Consider the following 19045-nt stretch of genomic DNA (forward strand, 5'->3'; position numbering starts at 1 on the left):
GTCAGAATTTTGAATTGAGGTGCCTTAGTACAAAGCTGCCATCAGGTTCCAGGGTGAACATGCTGGCAGTGGCGTTCTCCATAAAAAAACGGCGGTAATTACTCAACGGCATACCGAGCCTGTGTGCCAGGAACAAACGGTTCACGCCATTATGCGCTGCTACCAGGAAATTGCCGGACTGATATTTTTGTTGTAAAGATTGAAAAAAATCATCCACCCGCGAAACGATCTCAGCGCCGGTCTCACCAGTGCCGCCTGCCCTGTTGCTGGCCGGGTCGCGCATCCAGTCGGCCCAGAGTTTAGGGTTCTCTGCCAGGAATTCTTCTTTTGTCTTTTGCTCCCACAAACCGAAATCCGCTTCTATGAGGCGTTCGTCTTTAACAACGGTGGTTCCGCTCGCGATTTGTGCGGTAGTATAAGCCCTTTGCAGCGGTGATGAAAAAACGCCATCCCAGGTGATGGATCCTAATTGCGCTCGTAAAAGCTCCGCCTGTTTGAGTCCTTTTTCTGTCAGGGGAATATCTGTTCTTCCGCAGTACCGGTTATTATCGGCATTCCAGGCAGTTTCGCCATGCCTGATCAAATAAATATTAAGCATATTGTGTGTTGCTAATATAGCCTTTGCTGGCCAGTATCTCGATGAATTGCTGGTAATTCTGTTGATAGATCGCTGCCTGTTCCTGTTGCGGATGCACTTCTTTTTCAATTTGGGTCAATGCTTTTGCCGCTTCGGTCAAGCTGGTAAAATGCGTTTGGGAGGCGGCGATAACAGCTGCGCCCACTGCACCGGTAACATGTTTCATTTTATATACGGGCAGCTGCAGCACATTGCTCCTGATCTGCAACCACAGATCGCTGTTGCTGCCACCGCCGGCGGTGTACACGGCAGCTACGCGTTCGCCCGACAATTGCTCAATCACCTCATAGGCATACCGCTCAATATAGGCAACGCCTTCCATAGAAGCCGCAAACAATTCAGCGCGGGAAAGACCGGCCGGATGAAATCCCTGGGCCTGCGGTGCTAAGAAGGGAAAACGTTCACCGGCCTGTTTCAGCGGCCAGGCCATAAAACGGGTGGGCACCAGAGCAGCTGCCTGTCTGGTAAGCTCCTCCAGTTCATTCCCAAAATCACGTGTAACCCAATCGGCCCCGGTATTACTGGCGCCGCCGGGCATCCAGTATCCTTCGGGATGGCGATGACAATACAATCGGCCGAGGGGATCGTTGATCTCCTGCGTGGTTACACCTTTAACCACCAGCGTTGTTCCAATGGTAGTGTTCCAGTCGCCGATCTGCACAGCACCTGAGGCGATCTGCGCGGCACAGCCATCCGTCATACCGGCCACTACCTGGATAGTGGCGGGTAATCCCAGGGTCCCTGCTAATTCGGGTAAAATGTTCCCTACGGTTGTGCCCGAGGGTTGTACCAGCGGCAACCATTCTTTTTGTATGGGCAGCTTGTTCCAGATATAGGCCGGCCATTCTTTCTGCCGCACGTCGTAGCCCGATTTCAGCGCATTGGTATAATCGGTTACATCGTAACGGCCACTTAATTTGCCGATGATGAAATCAGCTGCATGGATGAATTTTCCCAGCCGGGCTGCTTTATCGGGATACCGGTTGATGAACCATAACATCTTGGGCAATCCGCTGCTGGCATTAAAGGCTGTATAACCGTTGCTATTTGCTGCCAGCGCCACTTTCTTACAATAGCCGGCTTCTTCTGCCGACCGCGGATCACTGTACATGATCGCATTATACAATGGCTGGTTATTGGTATCGAGCGGAATAATGGTTCCTGAAGTAGAGGTCACGGAAATGGCCAGGATATCGGATAACCTGATATGCGGCTTTACCTGCCCTATCACCTGTTGCAGACATAACATACAATCCTGCCACCATAAGTCCGGCGATTGTTCTTCCCTAGATTGATTACTGAGAGCAAAAGGCTGCTCCCCACTGCCCAACACCTCACCATCTGCATCGATCAATACGGCTCTTGCTCCCTGGGTACCTATGTCTATACCTATGAAATATGGCTTCTTCATCTAAAAATTTTATTAGTCGCCGGTTACCGGTTGCCGGTTGCCGGTTCCCGCTTTTACACATTCCGGAAAAAATTCCTGGTCTTCTTCCATTCCTTCAGCAACGCCGCATAATACGGTTGTTGCTGCGGATGGATCACTTCGATGGTATCATCAAAATCTACTTTCACTTTCAACGCTTCATTACAAATAAGCGCGCCGCCGATAACAGAGGACTGTTCAAAGCCGCGGCGAACCTGCACTTTCTTGTTCAACAAACCAGCGAGTAAACTGCGCAGGGTCACACTTTGCAAACCACCGCCACAGGCCCATACATAATCGGGCCGGTGGCCGGCCACTTCGCATAAGATCTTATAATTCTCTGCAATGGAGCAGGCGATATCCAGGATGGTGGCCCATACGAAATGGCCGCGCGTCAACTGATGCGATACAGGTGTGGGAAAAACAAAACCGCCTTTGATCAGCGGCGTTTTTTCATCGGCCACCAGCGATCCCAGTGAAGCCATGCAAAATGCATCTTTGGTAGCCGCCAGTTCCTGCTCAATGACACTGTAATTCTCATTGGGATAAAAGATCTCTTTCAGCCGTTGAAAGTTCAAACCGGTAACACCGGCATTGGCTTCAAATACCAGGCGATTGGCTTCAATATCCCTGCTCGTCCAGGTACGCTGGCTGGCATCAAGCATATAGGTATCAACCAGCTTTACTATAGGTGTTGTAGTGCCTGACACGATCACAATATCTTCCACGGCCGGCTGGGTGCTCTTGATGGCAAGCTGCGTATCGCCGCCGCCGGTCACCACCAGCGCTTCTGTTGAGATCTGGAAAGCACCGGCAACGGCTGGTAATACCGGTCCCAATACCGTACCCGAATTCTTCAGTACGGGCAAAAGTGAACTGTCAAGGTTGAAGAGATCGCAAAGCTCATCGCTCCACTGGCGTTTATCTACATCATAGAGCAAAGTTTCCGATGCCTGTGAATGCTCATATTTTATGACGCCGCTCAATTGAAATTCAACCCAGTCGCTGATGCTTACAAAGCTGTTGCATTGCTGCCAGATCTCTTTCCAGCGCTTTTTGACGCCAAGTAGTTTAAAGGCGGAAAACAATGAAGTTGGATACCGGCCCGTCATTTTATATACGAGCGTTTTATCGGGCAGTATATCTTCCCATTCACGGCCCCGGTGATCGATGTTCGGCAAGCCGACCAGCGATTCTCCCTTACTGCCCAGCAAAACAATACCTTCCCGCTGGCTGGTAGCGGTCAGCGCCCGCACGGTTACACCCGGTAATTCAGCAATGACCTGTTTCGCCAGCCGGCTCACCTGCTGCCACAATGCATTGGCATCGAAATACAGGGCATCAGGATATTTTTCATCGCGGATGTATTGAAGATCTTCGCGGGCCACGCCCAGCACCGTACCATTGGCGCTCACGGCTGCCACGCGCACATTGCCGGTGCCGATATCAATAACGATATATGCTTCTTTTGCAGTCATAGTCTATCAGATCTGTACAGTCAATAATTCTTTATTAGCCAGCCTGGCGCCTGTTCTTTTATTATGCACGTACCAGTCGACCAGGGTCTTATTTAAAATGGTCACATGATGGTCTTCCACTTCAAAGGTAGCTCCTGCAATATGCGGTGTTGCCAGCACATTGGGATGATCGATGATCTTATAATCCATTTCATCGGGCGGTTCATGATCAAAAACATCCAGTATCGCCCCGCGAATGGCGCCTTCTTCCAGCACCCGCAACAGGTCTTCGCGTTTTACCACCACTGCCCGGGCAGTATTAACAAAAATGGCACCGGGTTTCATTTTCGACAGGAGCGAATAGTCGATGAGTCCTTTTGTTTGTTCCGTAACCGGCAGGTGTATGGAAACGATATCGCTGGTTGCAAACAGTTCGTCTAAAGATACAGACCGGTAATTTTCGTTGAAACTGTTAACATAGGGATCATAAAACTGTATCGGGCAGGGATAACATTGCAACATGGAAGCGATGAGCTGCCCAATGGCGCCAAATCCTACCATGCCAACCGTTTTACCGGCCAGTTCAGTTCCTTTGAACTGAAGATAGGAAGTATGGGCACCGGCTGCCCAGTTACGGCCTTTCAACCATGCTACACCGGCCATGGTATTGCGCATAAAAGTGATCACATTGGCGATGAACATTTCTGCCACGGCCTGCGCATTACGCGCCGGCGTATAAAAAACAGGAATGCCATGTTTGGTAGCGGTTGCAAGCGCCACATTGGAAGGGGTTCCGCGGCAAACGCCGATGAACTGCAAATGGCTGCAGGCATCGATCACCTCGGCCGTTACATGGTCGTGCTCTGTTATCAATGCATGGGCGCCGGTTTCCTTCAACAAGGCCGTTAACTCATCTGCATAATATGCGCGGCCATTGGGTTTCCAGGGCCTGTATATTACCTCGCCAAAATGTTCCTGCAATGTTTCCAGGCCGTTGTCATTATAAGGCGCCGTCACAAGGATCTTCATATTTATTTACTTTGATTGTTATTTCCTTAATTATAATGTGATTCTATACTTTCTGATATTCCGGTGAATCGTCAATCGATTCCAGTGAGTGGCTCGCAGCCTGCACGCCTTCTCCCTTCACATGATGAAGGGTTTTTGCATTATCGGGCAGTGTGATGAATTTGGTAAGCACGGCGCTGATCAAATACAGGATGGCCAAAATCCAGATGATGCCTTCATTGCCCATGGCGCTGAAGAACAAACCCACCAGGGCAGGCCCTACAAATACCGGCAGGCCCGCACCCAGATTTAAAATGGCAATGGCCGCCCCTTTGTCTTTTTTTACCAGTGATGGAACCAGGGCCGATAATGGCACATAACCTGCCAGGCAGGCGCCCCATAATACACCGGCCGTTAATACGATCGCAAAATTGCCGGGCGCCGCCTGCGGCACATAATATAATAACAGCGTTGTAATGGCGCAGCCTACGCCGCCAAACCACATGATGGTATTGCGCCAGCCAAGGCGATCGCCCACAAATCCGAAGATCAGGTTGAAGATGATATTACTCGTAAAGATGGTGCCCCAGATCTTTAACCAGGTAGTGGTATCGAAGCCATGGTTCTCCATATACATCGGCAGAAATACCGGAAATGCGAATTGCGCCGTGGTATTGATGATGCGTACAATACCACCCAGTAACACCTTCGGTTCTTCTTTTACGATAGTGAGCCCCTTGAGCAGCTCCCGGGCTTTACTGCCGGTATGGTTGCCATTGGAACCACTTTTAAAAGGGGCTTTATTCAAAATGAGGGCGAAAAAAGCGCCGATCAGCACCCAGAATACGGAAGTCCATAAGGTATTGATATAACCCAGGCTTTCGATGGCCCAGCTCGAATAAAAAGCGCCCAGCACATTCAGTCCACCCGTGAACACGAACCAAAACCAGCCAACGGCCCGGCCGAGTTTTTCTTTCGGGCTTTGATATGCGATCCATACCATAAACGAATAGGCAAATAAGGGATAGCCAAATCCCCGTAAGGCATAGGTTACGATCATAACGGGAAAGTTCAGGTGCGCCAGGCCATATCCTACAAAACCGGCAGTACCTGCCAGGTATAGTAACAAGCCGGCCAGCATGGTTTTTTTCGGCCCATACCCTTCTGCCAGCACGCCGGAAAACCAGGCAGATACAGCCACGGTTATTCCATATGCTGTGAACAGCGATGCGTTCTGTTCAATGCTCATTCCCCGCGTTGTCAGGTAGGGGCTTAGCCAACCTGTTTCCATACCATCGCCCATCATAAATATGAGAATACCTACATAGCCCCAGAGCAGGGACATGGGAATGCCGGTTTTGTCGGCGAATGATGTGTTGTTGGCAAGCTTTTGCATGAATCGTTATTTTATCCCCTACCCGAACGGGTAGTACAGTTGTGAATAATCTTAATCTTTTTGTCGACCCTTTACATCCGAACCGGTCTGCCTGGTCTGCAGGTCAACTGACAAAGACCTGATCAAATGGCATTCATTATAACGGGAAAAGACCGGAGCCACCACCATTCAGCTTTGAAACGCTTTAAATTTTATTTAATTCGCATAAAACAGAACAGTGATTATTAACAATTGACAACAAAACTGTAAAAAAGTACTAGCCCCGCCTTTAAAAAGGGCGAAATAATGCAGCTCCTGTCATTGAATAAAGGCAAATCCGGCAACAAAGTAAACAAAATTTACAAGATTTAAACAAAAATAAATACAATTAAATCTTTTTAAACCACCAATTAAACATATTTGAGGGAAGTTTCGGGCAAGAGGCCATTATCTTTATTTAAAAAAGTAAACAAACCGTAACCTTTTTACAGAAACCGATTACATTTGTGGTCACTTATCCACCTTATACGTCAAACCATACCAGCAATACCATTCTAATGACTATAACCGACAGACACCAGCTCATTATCCAAAAACTTCAGGAAAAAGGACGGGTAGACATCCAGGAGCTCAGTGAAGAACTGCAGGTTTCAGGCGTAACCATTCGAAAAGACCTGAAATTGCTGGAAGAAAAAAACCTCCTGTTCAGAACGAAGGGCGGGGGTTCTATCAATAATCCATATGCGGCAGAACGCACGATCAATGAGAAGGAATTTATCAATGCCGATCAGAAGAAAAAGATCGCTAAAGCGGCGCTCACCCTGCTTGGGCAGAACGACAGCATCATTATAGGTTCAGGCACTACGGTATTTGAGCTGGCGCAGGCCCTGTATCCCTCCAAACACCTTACGGTGATCACACCGGCTTTACGCGTAGCGCTGGAATTGTGTAACCGGCCCAATGTTGATATTCTGCAGATAGGCGGACTGATCCATCATAGCTCGGCATCGGCTGCCGGCGCCTTTGGCGAACGCCTGCTGGAAGATATTTCCTGCGGTTTGCTGTTTATGGGGGTGGACGGTATTGAACCCGAATTCGGCTTAAGCATTACCAACCTCGCCGAAGCCAGTCTCGACAAAAAAATGATCCAGGTTGCCCAGCAGGTCGTGGTCATGGCCGACAGCACGAAGTTTGGCCGCCGCGGCATCGGCCGTATTTGCGGTCTCGACCAGGTTGATTACATCATCACCGATGCCGGCGCTCCTATCGAAAGCATCAGGCAACTGGAAGAAAAAGGCGTAAAGACGATCATAGCGGAATAGCTGTACAATCTCCATGTTGCAGGAAGACAGCTGTTGTTACCAGTTAGCGGCACCGCTAGCCGGTGATCATCTTTTTAAGCATCCGTTGACCTGTCAGCAGGCGCCGTCTGAACGGCAGCAGCAGGCACAGTTTCATCCACCCAATCGGCAGGCAAATAAGCTTTATACTTTAGCAGCATGGGATCCATTTTCTTTTTCACCCATTTTGAAATGACCTCAAAGACCAGGAAACCAATAATTATTGAGATCATCCACTCGAGGCCGCTGAAAGTTTGTTTGTCCACCACTGTTTTTTTGGCGGTCAATCCCCATAAGTTCTTAATGCTGCGCGTAGTGAAAAAATGAGAAACGAGGCGGGAAGAAGCCATCCCAATGGCAAAACCCAGGAAATTGCCGGTGAAATTACTGTACATGTATTGCAGGAATTTCCGGCTGACATTGCTTTTCATAGTGTAAAGTTTGGTATCACTAATATATGATCTTCCCGGGGGATTTTCCATAATCGTGCAACCCGGCTTACCAACTACTCCTAATCAATTAGTTATACTGTTTCTCAGACAAATGGCTTTACGGCAATTACAACAATTCATAAACGATAAACTGATTATTTTTGCAGAATGGATTATTTTAAAAGGCTCCTGGATCTGCTGAGAACGGAACGTGAAGAAGACCGGCAATTGTATCTGAAACTTACGCAAACTACTTCTGTAGCCCATCGGAGGGCTAATGGACTTACCTGGTATCCCATCGCCATCCGCGACCAGGAAATGAGCCGCGGCGATTACCTTACCGTAGAGGTTGAACGCACTACCCACCACGACATTATTCACCAGTTCAGGTTCGGCATGCCTGCCGTACTCTTCTCTAACCACGATGCAGTATCGAATAAGGTCGAAGGCACCATCAATTTTGTGAATGGCAACCGGCTGAAGATCACCCTGCGTACCGATGAGCTGCCCGATTGGGCCGGTGACGGAAAACTGGGCATCGATCTGCTTTTCGACGAGAACAGCTACGACGAAATGCAGAACGCCTGCAAACAGGCCATGGTGCTGGCTGAAAAACCGGTAGAAGGCCGCTTGATACAGATCCTCACCGGCAACAAAACACCCGGTTTTAAACCGCTCCATGGTTTTGAACCAAGCAAAGCCTTAAACGCCTCGCAGCAAGCAGCTGTAGAAAAGATCCTTGAAGCAAATGATCTGGCCATTGTGCATGGTCCGCCGGGAACGGGTAAAACCACAACCATCGTGCAGGCGATCAAAGCCATGATCAAAAGAGATAATCAGCAAATCCTGGTGGTGGCGCCCAGCAATACCGCGGTTGACCTGCTCAGTGAAAAATTAAGCGATGAAGGGTTGAACGTCTTGCGGGTGGGTAACCCCGCCCGCGTATCGGAACGCCTGTTATCGCTGACCCTCGACTACAAGATGGCCGAACACAGCCATATGAAAGAGATCAAGCGGCTGAAGAAACAGGCTTCGGCCTATCTCGATATGGCGCATAAATACAAAAGACATTTTGGAAAGGCAGAACGCGACCAGCGCAAGGCCCTGTTTGCGGAAGCGCGCAATATCATGAAAGACGTTGATCAGTCGGAACAATATATCATCAATGACCTGGTAGCAAAAGCCCAGGTGATCACCGCTACCCTGGTGGGCGCCAACCATTATACGGTTCGCAACCTGAAGTTCAATACCGTGGTGATCGATGAAGCCGGACAGGCCCTTGAACCGGCCTGCTGGATCCCTATCCTGAAAGCGCAAAAACTGGTGCTGGCCGGTGACCATTGTCAGTTGCCCCCTACCGTTAAAAGTACCGAAGCCGCTCAAAACGGACTCGCCACTACCCTGCTCGAAAAATGCGTGGCCCTGCATCCGCAATCGGTAGTATTGCTCGAAGAACAGTACCGCATGAACGAAATGATCATGGGGTATTCCTCTTCTACTTTTTATGCCGACCGACTGAAAGCGCATGCATCGGTAGCCCGGCATGTGCTGTTCAACAACGACAGCCCGCTTGTGTTTGTAGATACAGCCGGTTGTGGTTTCGATGAGAAGACGGAACAAACGAGCACCTACAATCCGGAAGAAGCGGCTTTCCTCTTCCGCCATCTTACACAGCTGGTATCGGCGCTGGACAGTCATTATAAACCCGAGCACTTTCCCAGCATTGCCATCATTTCTCCGTATAAGCAACAGATCGATACGCTCAAAGAACAGTTCCTGAGCTCGCCGGCCCTGCAGGCGTATGAACATAAGATCGCCATTAATACCATCGACAGCTTCCAGGGACAGGAGCGCGATATTGTATATATCAGTATGACCCGCAGCAATCCCGACAGCCGCATCGGTTTTCTGAGTGATATCCGGCGCATGAATGTGGCAATGACCCGGGCCCGCAAAAAGCTGGTTGTTATTGGCGATAGCGCTACCCTGTCACAGTTCCCCTTCTATTCTGATTTTATAAGCTGGGCACAGGAGCGGAATGCCTATCAAAGCGCCTGGGAGTTTGTGGAGTAATATAGTTGGCAATGAGCAGTTGGCAATTTCCGATCGGCAAACTGCAGTTCTGTTACCAGCTACCGGTTACCAGTTACCGGGGCGCGGCCGTCAACCAAATCAACTTTTCTCCAGGTACCGTTTCGCCTGCATATTGTATAGTTCCGCATACTTCTGCCCCAGTTGCATCAATTCGCGGTGTGAGCCGGATTCAACAATGCGGCCATGCTCGAGCAGGATGATCTTATCGGCATTTTTTACCGTGCTGAAGCGGTGCGTAATGAGTATGACCGTTTTCCCCTGCATATTCTGTTCAAGGGTGCTGAAGATCTTTTCTTCCGTCACCGCATCTATAGAAGCGGTAGGTTCATCGAGGATGGTGACTGGTGCATTTCGGTAAAACATTCTGGCCACGGCCAGCCGTTGGTGCTGCCCCTTCGACAGGTCAATGCCACCGGCAAATTCTTTCCAGATCAGCTGATCATAATCCCTGATAAAATCATCGGCGCCGGAGAACTGCGCGGCCTGTTGCAATCTTTTTTCTTTTTCTGCCGGCAACTCCCCATTCTCTTCAATGCGCCCTACGCCAATGGATTCGCGGATGGTCAAATTATAGACGGGAAAATCCTGGAACAAAATACCCAGCGCACTCTGCCAGTCTTCGAGATGAATGTCTTTCAAATTAATGCCGTTAATGAAAATATCCCCTTCCGTAGGATCATAAATGCGGCAAAGCAATTTAATAAGCGTTGTTTTACCGGAACCATTTACGCCCACGATAGCTACTTTTTCGCCCGGCTTTATGGTAAATGAAAGATGCTGCAATACATAGGGCGTTTCCCCTTCTTCTGACGGATACCGGAAGCTGACATTCCTGCATTCGATCAGGGGCGGTTCGGTAAAATGCACCCTCACCGCATGTTCTTTCGAAACAATGCGCGGCTGCATATCGAACAATTCAAACCAGCGGGCTGCATAGCGGGATGCTTCTTCTGCGTGCGAAATACTTTCAATATAGGCGTTGATGGTCTGGTAAAAACGTGTATACGTGGTAAATGCCAGTAATAAACCGCCCACAGCAATACGGTTGTTCAATGCTTCATGCGTCATGAGCCCAATGGCCGCCAGCAGGAAAATGAGGTACCAGAAGCTCATTACACCGTATGATATGGCCTTTTTCCGTTCGGCCACAATGATCTTGTTATGGTATGCCATTTTGCGGTCCCTGATCTGCGTTTTAAGCCATTGCTGCAACTTGAGCAAAATAACATCCACGGCCTTTTGCAATTCTTCAAAATGCGAAATGCGGTTGTGAATAATGCGGTGATCATCGACGGAAAAATGACGAATGCGGAAGACCTCCATGCTGTACTTCTTGTAAAAGAAATAGACCGGGGCCGCCGCCAGCACCGCAAACACCACCAGCCAGTAATTCAGGGACCACAGGATGCCGATGGAAGTGATGATGCCGGCAAAATTCGTAGCTGTGTTGAAAAAGAAATCCTGCAGGTTCAACACACTGCCCGTACCCCACTCCTTCGCACTGCGCAGCAGGTTCTGGTAAGAACTGCTTTCAATGGTGCCGATATCCAGTTTACCCTGCCGTTCGATCTTATACAGGTCGAACTGCACGCTTTGCTGCATGCGGAAGATCATGCGGTAATGCGAACCGATATTGCCTGTAATGAGCGGTACCAGGAAAGACAAACTCAGGATCACCGATTGATAAATGAGCTGACTGGTTTTACCCGTACCCTCTTTTATTTTGACGATCTCATCTACAATAGCGGCAAAACTGGTGAACTGCAGGTAAATAACAGCTCCCTGAAAGATATTCAACACCATGAGCAGAATCAGCAAACGCCTGTTCGTTTGCCAGGCAAAACCAATTGATTTATTGGCCACTGCAAACATGTTCCGGTACTTTTTCATTCCTCGCTCCTGTTTCATCGCATAATATTACCATTTTCCTGCCAATTTGTTAATACCGGAAATTTTATTTGGAACATTCGTTCCAATATGTATACATTTGTACCGGAATGATCGTTCCAATATCATTTACAACTTAATTTATCACTCATGAACCGTTTACAAAATAAAACAGCCCTCATTACGGGCGGCAACAGCGGTATTGGTTTTGCTACCGCCAAAGAATTCCTGGAACAAGGCGCTACTGTGATCATAACCGGTAGAAACCAGGCCTCCCTCGATGAAGCCAAACAAGCACTGCAGGGAAAAGTGTTCACCATTTTATCGAACAGCAGCAACCTGAACGATGTAAGAGCATTGCGTAAACAAGTAGAAGAAATAAGCCCGGCCCTTGATATCGTATTCATCAATGCCGGTATTGGCAAGTTCGCGCCCATAGAGGCGGTTACCGAGGAACATTATGACGAACAATTCAATGTCAATGTAAAAGGCGCTTATTTCACCATCCAGCAATTACTGCCCCTGATCAATGATGGCGGTTCCATCATCCTCAACACTTCGGTGAATGCACATATGGGTATGGCCAATTCGAGTGTATACTCTGCTACCAAAGCAGCGTTGCTCACCCTGGCCCGTACCCTCTCGGCCGAATTATTACACCGCAGAATAAGAGTGAACGCGATCAGTCCGGGCCCGGTGACCACCCCGATATTTGACAAACTAGGCATGGCCGCCGATGAAAAAGAAGGCTTAAAGACCGCCGTTCAAAGTAAAGTTCCCCTGGGCCGCTTCGGTGATCCGGCTGAAATTGCGCGGGTTGCCACCTTCTTCGCTTCCGACGACTCCACCTTTGTGCTGGGCACCGAGATCATTGCCGACGGTGGTATGATCACATTGTAAAATTTGCGGTAATTTTGGAACAAAGATTCCAAATACAACCGATGCCAAAGACAAAACAGTTCGACGAAACAGAAGTACTGCTAAAAGCCAAGGAGCTTTTTTGTGAAAAAGGATACAACGGTACTTCTATGGATGACCTGGTGCAGGCCACCGGTTTAAGCCGGTCGAGCATCTACGATACCTTCGGCGACAAACATGGTCTGTTCATGAAAAGTCTTAACTATTACCGTTGCTCACAGCAGGGTGATTTGGAAAAGCAATGTACCCGGTCAGACAGCCCGAAAAAGAATATCCGTGCCATTTTCGACTATTATATCAAGGATATCCTGGCCGACAGGGGCCGGAAGGGCTGTTTGCTGATCAATGTAAGCCTGGAACTGAGTGCGGTGGATAAAGACGTAACAGCCATTTTCCAGTCGAATATGGAAGATATAGAGCAGGTGCTCAGTGCATTGATAAAAGAAGGGCAAAGCAAGGGCGAGATCTCGAAGAAATTTTCGCCCAAAGCATTGAGCCGGCATTTGTTCAACAGCCTGGCAGGCCTGCGGGTAACCGGTATGAACCGGCCCGATGCCGATGCATTGCGGGAAATAGCGCGGATCGCGCTCTCCATCCTGGATGAATAAACGCTGAAAGTGAAGGCTGCATCCGCCAAAGGCGGACAGGCGCTTACCGCTTAACACAAAACGCTTAACGCGGAAAACAGGCCATGAGCATGGCGACCCGCGTTAGGCGTTTTGCTTTTTGCATTCCGCCCCGCCAAAGAACCATAAACCACAAACCACAAACTATAAACTATAAACTATAAACTATAAACCTATTTATCAAAAACAACCCGCACCATACAACCCTGCCCCGGTGCGGTCTCGATATCTACCTTGCCATTGAACACATCGGCGCGGTTGATGATATTATTCAACCCAATGCCCTTGCGTTTGGCATTCAGATCGAAACCTTTTCCATTGTCAACGATGGTGAGAATGAGTTTTTTATTCTGTTCCTTGATACTGATGCCGATCTTGGTAGCATCGGCGTATTTCAGGATATTATTCATTTGCTCCTGTACCATCCGGTAGATGGTGAGCTTTAAACCATAATCGAGTTTCGTTTCATCGAAGCCGCTATGATTGAAGCTTACATCAATTTTCTGCGCCCAGCGGATATCGCCGATCATATCCTCGATGGTCTCGATGATACCCAGGTCTTCCGTACTGGGCGATACCAGCGATTTGGAGAGCTTGCGGATCTCTTCGATGGCCATATGAATATGTTCCGCCGCTTTGTTGGTAAACTTTTCGCGCTCCTCTTCGGTTTCCAGGAAGGGAGACGACAAAAAGAGTTTGGCGGAAGCCAGGATCTGGTTCACGTTGTCATGCAGTTCCTTCCCTATTTCCGACCTCTCTTTTTCCTGGGTATTGATCGTATTGCGGGCGATCTGCCGCTGGTAATTCACTTTTTCTTCCGCCAGGCGGGCCTCCTGCTGCCGCAATTGTTCTTCTGCTTCTTTCTGGCTGGTAATATCATGCACCACACCGATCAATTTTTCGGGTTCCCCCAAATGATTAGTGAGCAGCTGACCCTGCGAATGAACGATGCGAATGCTGCCGTCTGGCCGAACGATGCGGTGCTCGATATCGAAACCGCCCTTCCCTTCCACGGTTTTTTTAATGATGTTGCCTACATATTCCCTGTCATCCGGGTGAACAATTTCCAGGTCCAGCTTCGGGGAAGGGAATGAAGGTTGATATTCGTAACCGAAAATGCGGTATAGTTCTTCCGACCAAAAGACTTCACCCGTCTTCAGATCGCTTTCCCAGCTGCCGAGGCAGGCAATGCGTTCGGCCTGTTCCATCAAACGCTGGTTGTGCTCGATCTTTTCTTTGGATAACCTGCGTTCCGTACTGTCGATACCGATCGCAAAATAACCGCTGAGTTTACCTTTTTTATCAAACTGGGGTTGCGCCTGCAGGGTCACCCATACCTTGCGGCCCGATTTGGTGTACACCAGGATCTCGGTATCAAAAATGCGGGCAGCCGTCCTGTTTTCCAGCAGTTCTCTGATAGTATTAACATTCGTTTCTTCACCATATAAAAAGTCTTCCGGCCTTTTGCCTACGGCCTCTTCCAGCGTATATTCCGTTACCCTGGTGAAAGCGGCATTCACCCACTGGATCCTCCTGTCTACATCGGTGATCAGGATCGGGCTCAGGGTCTCGCTGGCGATATGGGAGAGTTTTTGTAATTCTTCTTCGACTTTTTTCTTGGCCGAGATATCGCGAATGATCGTACTCATCCGCTGCTCGCCATTCAGATCGGTGAAGCAAACCGATGAGAACTCACTGGGAAAACGTTCGCCGTTCTTTTTGATGCTGATCTGTTCGCCCTGCACATACCCTTTTTTATTCCGTTCTTCAATCAGTTTTTTGAATTCATCGGTGAGCACGACGCAATCTTCCCGCCTCAGCTTTGTAAACTCTTCCTGGGTGTACCCAAACATTTCACAGGCTTTGTTATTCACTTCCAGGATGGAACCGTCGGGTTTACCCAGGATGAAAGCGTATAAACTGCTGTTGGCAATGGCCCGGTATTTGGTTTGGCCCACATAGATCATCTCCTCGGCCTTTTTCTGCTGGGTAATGTCCTGGAATGTGCCAAACAATTGAATGGTCTTATTGAAGATCTGTTTGGGCCGGCCAATAGCCCGCATCCATTTTACATCCGATTCACATTTGTTACAATCAAGTTCGATATTAAAAGGAATTCCTTTATCAACTGCCAGCTGTACTGCATCTATGAATTGCTGGTAGGCCTCCCTGCCAACAAATGAAAGTACATGCTCCCAGTTGATAGTAGTATATTTCTGTATACCAAGCAGTTTGTACATACCTTCTGTGCATGACAGGTGGTTGGTTTGCACATCGAGTAACCAACCGCCAATACCTGTTGCCAGTTCGGTTTCTTCGAGCAGTTGTTTATAATTATTGGTTTCCGTAATATCTGTTATGGAAGCGATCATATAGCGGTGATTATCCGGTTCAATGACCACATTTAATTTGCAGTATACGCCAAAGATGTGCCCGTCTTTTCGTTGTACGTGAAACTCACCGATGGTTTGTTTTGGAACGGGGGAAGCCATCGCCTCATTAAACGTGTATAAAGTGAAATCGCGTTGTTGTTCGGGCACCACCGATAAAAAATGTCTGCCTATCAATTCCCGGCTGTTGTAGCCAAGCATTCGGCAATATGTTTCATTCACATCCAAAAAGAATCCCTCATGGTCAACCACCAATACACCTACATCCAGAGAATTAAAAACAGCATTACTTACCGGATTTTTTGCATCACTCATCGCAGAGAACTTACCCCGTTGAGATTTGGAATGTACTCGCATATCACCCTTTTTACCAACTCTGTGTAGCTGCCCCGGCATTTACCAAAGGCAGTAAAGTCAGTTTAATTAAATTATGTAAATATGAATCATCAGGTACAAGCCTCATGGCAGGCAGCTTGAAGGAACAGGTTGACAAAAGGATTTCCATTACAGGGAACCGGGATACGCAGGATTATTAAAAAAGCAGCAATAGATCGCGAACATTGGTACCCGATAAATTTACTATTTTATCTAATATAAAGGCAGAAATTATTATGCCCTGCACGGGGTTTTATGCAGTTTATAAGCAGGTGGGCAAGTTTCGTGACCCTGATCACTTTACCGGTAAATATTTGTCAAAGAACGGGATATAAAAAACAGTGGCACACCTCAACGGTGTGCCACCTGGATGCATTATCATTTAAATGCGATGTGATTACCTGGCGATGTCCTTGATCTTTGTTTTGGCAAATTCATCGGCCAGCTGGTTCAGCTGGGCGGGGGACAGGGTTACCGGCCCCTGGTCAAAGACCACCCGGTATACAAAACGCACACTTTCCCCTTTTTTCAATTGCAGGTTTTTGGCCGATTTACCGTTGGTGAACACTTTCTCCCCCAGCGGATTGGCTGCGAATAATCCATAACCTCTTGCATGCCAGTAAGTGGGATAATTGATGTTGCTTGGGTGGTCAATGATGGCGATGCTGATGGAATCGTTCTTCATTTTGCCATACATCTTACACCACACCGCCCTTGTGCTCCAGGCGCTGTCGCCTTCCTTGCCTGCACTGGTCAGGTAATTACCCGTGGCAATGGCATCGGTATTGCCTTTTACCACGGTCACATTGCCCTTATCATCTTTAAATAATTTATCTTCCTTGGCCGAAACCTGGAGCTCGTGGGCCACACGCAAGCCCAGTAAACCGTCTTTGGCATCGGTGAACAGCACATTGGTATTGGCGGTCAACACGGTGATGCGATCCACAATACGCTGGTTTTCGGTACCGCTGAATTCATACTGCGTGGTCTCTTCCAGCAACACATTGTTCTTGAAATCTACCCAGTTCGCATGGTAAGCCAGTACCCCTTTTGAACCATCTTCTTTTTTCAGGATCTTATCCGTTTTGATCGTTCCGTACATCGACTTTTTACTGGCGGGAATGGCGAAAGAATTATTCCAGAAATCGAGGCCGTTCACATTTTCAAAATTGAGCCACAATCCCAGGTGATGCGGGTGGTCGGTAGGATCGCCCGGCAAAGTATAAATGGGATAGCCGCGGGTAAGCATGGCGCCATTGCCTGAAAAAATGGGATACAGCACCGGCTTGGCCAGTGAATCGGGATAAATAAAACTGGTGAAGAGTTTTGACCCCATCATTACGTTAATGGTATTCTTGTCTTTTTCCTGTACCAGTTTTACAGTTTCCTTTTTCTGCGCAAAACCGGCTGTCGCCAGACAGGAACCAATTGCCCAAAGAAAAACATGTTTCATCTGCGATTTATTATTTTTTTTGGCCAGATAGATCTTACCATGACAAAATTCTCAGTACCCTTAATTATAATAATGAGAGGTTTGTCATGGACGATTCATAACGGTTATACAATGGTTTTGAAAGTATCAATATTTAAACGGCTTTCCGCCTACCATTACTTCCTGTGTTTTTTCATCGAATGTCGCTTTCAGTCCGGTATGCGCTGCCGCTGTTGTCATGATGCAGGCAATGGAATGATTATAACCTGCTTCTACCGGTGCATTGGGTTGTTTACGGCTGCGGATACATTCCATCCAGTTACGTACGTGGTTGCTGGTTAGTTTATCTCCCCCGGTATTGGCGCTGGCGACTACCGCTTCTTCCTGCGAAAGGCTTTGCTCGGGCAGGAGGTTGGGCTGCATGCCCATGGCATCGGCAAACTTTTTGGTAAGGCCACCTTTGGGCGACACGGTATTGGTAATGAGGTTCAACTCACCGCCATTGGAGAAATATACCTCAGACGGACGTTCATCGCCATTGTGCATGCGGCTGCCGAACACCACCTGGAAGCCGCTTGAGGTATCGTTCAACGGACCGTAATCGAACACGGCGGTAATGGTATCCCAGTTCCTTCTGCCGTCCTTCCACATATAGATGCCGCCATTGGCCACCACACTGCGCGGATGTGCAAGCCCACTGAACCAATGCACGGTATCGATCTGGTGGCTCATCCACTGACCGGGCAAGCCGGAAGAATAAGGCCAGAAGAGGCGGTACTCGAGGTATTTGCGCGGATCAAATTTCTCAAACGGCCGGTTCATCAGATAGCGTTTCCAGTCGGTATCTTCTTCTCTTATTTCTTTCAGCAGTTCGGGCCGGCGCCAGCGTCCGGGCTGGTTCACATTCCAGGTAAGCTCAACCATGGTAATGGGACCGAACTTGCCTGATTTTATAAAATCATTGGCGGCATGGTAGTTGGAACCGCTTCTGCGCTGCGAACCGATCTGTACGATGCGGTCAGTGGCCTTGATGGCCTTCAGCGCAGCCCGGTTATCTTCCATGGTCTCGGCAAAGGGCTTTTCAACATAAGCATCGCAACCGGCCTTTACGGCTTCGATCGCATGCAGGGCATGTTGAAAATCGGCTGTACTGATGAACACGGCATCTACCAGCTTCTTGCTGTATAATTCTTCATTATTGCGACAGGCGACGATATCGTGCCCCATTTTTTCTTTCCATTGGGCAGCGCCTTCTTCCCTTCTTTTTTTCCAGATATCTGATACGGCGACGATATCAAAGTTCAGTTCCTTGTAATGGTTCATGAAACAAGGCATGTGAGAAGCACGATGACGGTCTGAGAAACCGACTACCCCTACCCGTACCCGGTCGTTTGACCCAATGATCCTTCTATAACTTTGTGCAGAAAATCCGGCCTTTGCAGCTAAGAGACTGGCTCCGGCCATAGTGGTTTGCTGAATAAACCGGCGACGAGAATTTTTCATATCGGCATTATTAAATTGGTTGATTGAGTGGCCTTAAAATTAAGGAGAACAATACCAATTTCAGCATTAAAAAGCGAATAGTATAAATTTATTACTAGTTGGATAGTATAGGTTAATACAAAAAATAAAGGTCGATGCAACCT

Annotated in this window: 14 protein-coding genes; 4 read left to right on the plus strand and 10 right to left on the minus strand. The window is 48.3% G+C overall.

Going from position 1 to position 19045, the window contains the following annotated elements; genetic code table 11:
* Position 1: 1 nt before the first annotated feature.
* Genes JT717_RS09590 through JT717_RS09610 form a run of 5 tightly spaced genes read right to left on the minus strand, consistent with a single transcriptional unit; the run spans position 2 to position 5927 of the window.
* The gene (locus tag JT717_RS09590) at positions 2-598 is read right to left on the minus strand and encodes a histidine phosphatase family protein (RefSeq protein WP_205509996.1); all 597 of its coding nucleotides are present in this window, start codon (positions 596-598) and stop codon (positions 2-4) included.
* On the minus strand, positions 591-2048 hold the full coding sequence (locus JT717_RS09595; protein ID WP_205509997.1) for an FGGY-family carbohydrate kinase: 1458 nt from the start codon (positions 2046-2048) through the stop codon (positions 591-593). The genes JT717_RS09590 and JT717_RS09595 overlap by 8 nt, the downstream gene beginning before the upstream one ends.
* 53 nt (positions 2049-2101) lie before the next feature.
* Complete coding sequence (locus JT717_RS09600; RefSeq protein WP_205509998.1) at positions 2102-3544, minus strand: FGGY-family carbohydrate kinase; 1443 nt, start codon at positions 3542-3544, stop codon at positions 2102-2104.
* Between the two features lie 6 nt (positions 3545-3550).
* Positions 3551-4552 (minus strand): 2-hydroxyacid dehydrogenase, encoded by a 1002-nt coding sequence (locus JT717_RS09605; protein WP_205509999.1) that lies wholly within the window; start codon positions 4550-4552, stop codon positions 3551-3553.
* A gap of 43 nt (positions 4553-4595) precedes the next feature.
* Positions 4596-5927, minus strand: coding sequence for an MFS transporter (locus tag JT717_RS09610; RefSeq protein ID WP_240347929.1), 1332 nt, complete (start codon positions 5925-5927; stop codon positions 4596-4598).
* Between the two features lie 536 nt (positions 5928-6463).
* Here JT717_RS09610 and JT717_RS09615 point away from each other — a divergent pair.
* Positions 6464-7228, plus strand: coding sequence for a DeoR/GlpR family DNA-binding transcription regulator (locus JT717_RS09615; protein ID WP_205510000.1), 765 nt, complete (start codon positions 6464-6466; stop codon positions 7226-7228).
* Between the two features lie 74 nt (positions 7229-7302).
* Here the strand turns inward: JT717_RS09615 and JT717_RS09620 are convergent, their stop codons facing one another.
* Positions 7303-7677, minus strand: coding sequence for a hypothetical protein (locus JT717_RS09620; RefSeq protein ID WP_205510001.1), 375 nt, complete (start codon positions 7675-7677; stop codon positions 7303-7305).
* Between the two features lie 168 nt (positions 7678-7845).
* Here JT717_RS09620 and JT717_RS09625 point away from each other — a divergent pair, with 168 nt between their 5' ends.
* The gene (locus tag JT717_RS09625) at positions 7846-9750 is read left to right on the plus strand and encodes an AAA domain-containing protein (RefSeq protein ID WP_205510002.1); all 1905 of its coding nucleotides are present in this window, start codon (positions 7846-7848) and stop codon (positions 9748-9750) included.
* Between the two features lie 99 nt (positions 9751-9849).
* On the opposite strand, the gene JT717_RS09630 is transcribed toward JT717_RS09625, so the two are convergent.
* The gene (locus tag JT717_RS09630; protein ID WP_205510003.1) at positions 9850-11661 is read right to left on the minus strand and encodes an ABC transporter ATP-binding protein; all 1812 of its coding nucleotides are present in this window, start codon (positions 11659-11661) and stop codon (positions 9850-9852) included.
* Positions 11662-11808: 147 nt separating this feature from the next.
* On the opposite strand from JT717_RS09630, the gene JT717_RS09635 reads away from it, so the two are divergent.
* Both JT717_RS09635 and JT717_RS09640 read left to right on the plus strand, forming a co-directional pair.
* Positions 11809-12558 (plus strand): SDR family oxidoreductase, encoded by a 750-nt coding sequence (locus JT717_RS09635; RefSeq protein ID WP_205510004.1) that lies wholly within the window; start codon positions 11809-11811, stop codon positions 12556-12558.
* A gap of 41 nt (positions 12559-12599) precedes the next feature.
* On the plus strand, positions 12600-13184 hold the full coding sequence (locus JT717_RS09640; RefSeq protein WP_205510005.1) for a TetR/AcrR family transcriptional regulator: 585 nt from the start codon (positions 12600-12602) through the stop codon (positions 13182-13184).
* 191 nt (positions 13185-13375) lie between these two features.
* Here the strand turns inward: JT717_RS09640 and JT717_RS09650 are convergent, their stop codons facing one another.
* From JT717_RS09650 to JT717_RS09660, 3 genes are all read right to left on the minus strand, one after another.
* On the minus strand, positions 13376-15949 hold the full coding sequence (locus JT717_RS09650; protein WP_205510007.1) for a PAS domain S-box protein: 2574 nt from the start codon (positions 15947-15949) through the stop codon (positions 13376-13378).
* Positions 15950-16364: 415 nt separating this feature from the next.
* The gene (locus JT717_RS09655) at positions 16365-17420 is read right to left on the minus strand and encodes a DUF6807 domain-containing protein (RefSeq protein ID WP_205510008.1); all 1056 of its coding nucleotides are present in this window, start codon (positions 17418-17420) and stop codon (positions 16365-16367) included.
* Between the two features lie 126 nt (positions 17421-17546).
* A complete protein-coding gene (locus JT717_RS09660) occupies positions 17547-18902 on the minus strand; it encodes a Gfo/Idh/MocA family protein (protein WP_205510009.1) in 1356 nt (451 codons plus the stop codon).
* Positions 18903-19045: the final 143 nt, after the last annotated feature.

The organism is Longitalea arenae, from assembly GCF_016924755.1.
GTDB lineage: Bacteria > Bacteroidota > Bacteroidia > Chitinophagales > Chitinophagaceae > Niastella > Niastella arenae.

Coding starts and splice junctions, on each gene's coding strand:
- JT717_RS09620 (WP_205510001.1), bottom strand. CDS start 7,677: ATGAAAAGCAATGTCAGCCGGAAATTCCTGCAATACATGTACAGTAAT.
- JT717_RS09635 (WP_205510004.1), top strand. CDS start 11,809: ATGAACCGTTTACAAAATAAAACAGCCCTCATTACGGGCGGCAACAGC.
- JT717_RS09630 (WP_205510003.1), bottom strand. CDS start 11,661: ATGAAAAAGTACCGGAACATGTTTGCAGTGGCCAATAAATCAATTGGT.
- JT717_RS09590 (WP_205509996.1), bottom strand. CDS start 598: ATGCTTAATATTTATTTGATCAGGCATGGCGAAACTGCCTGGAATGCC.
- JT717_RS09600 (WP_205509998.1), bottom strand. CDS start 3,544: ATGACTGCAAAAGAAGCATATATCGTTATTGATATCGGCACCGGCAAT.
- JT717_RS09655 (WP_205510008.1), bottom strand. CDS start 17,420: ATGAAACATGTTTTTCTTTGGGCAATTGGTTCCTGTCTGGCGACAGCC.
- JT717_RS09625 (WP_205510002.1), top strand. CDS start 7,846: ATGGATTATTTTAAAAGGCTCCTGGATCTGCTGAGAACGGAACGTGAA.
- JT717_RS09640 (WP_205510005.1), top strand. CDS start 12,600: ATGCCAAAGACAAAACAGTTCGACGAAACAGAAGTACTGCTAAAAGCC.
- JT717_RS09660 (WP_205510009.1), bottom strand. CDS start 18,902: ATGAAAAATTCTCGTCGCCGGTTTATTCAGCAAACCACTATGGCCGGA.
- JT717_RS09595 (WP_205509997.1), bottom strand. CDS start 2,048: ATGAAGAAGCCATATTTCATAGGTATAGACATAGGTACCCAGGGAGCA.
- JT717_RS09615 (WP_205510000.1), top strand. CDS start 6,464: ATGACTATAACCGACAGACACCAGCTCATTATCCAAAAACTTCAGGAA.
- JT717_RS09605 (WP_205509999.1), bottom strand. CDS start 4,552: ATGAAGATCCTTGTGACGGCGCCTTATAATGACAACGGCCTGGAAACA.
- JT717_RS09610 (WP_240347929.1), bottom strand. CDS start 5,927: ATGCAAAAGCTTGCCAACAACACATCATTCGCCGACAAAACCGGCATT.
- JT717_RS09650 (WP_205510007.1), bottom strand. CDS start 15,949: ATGCGAGTACATTCCAAATCTCAACGGGGTAAGTTCTCTGCGATGAGT.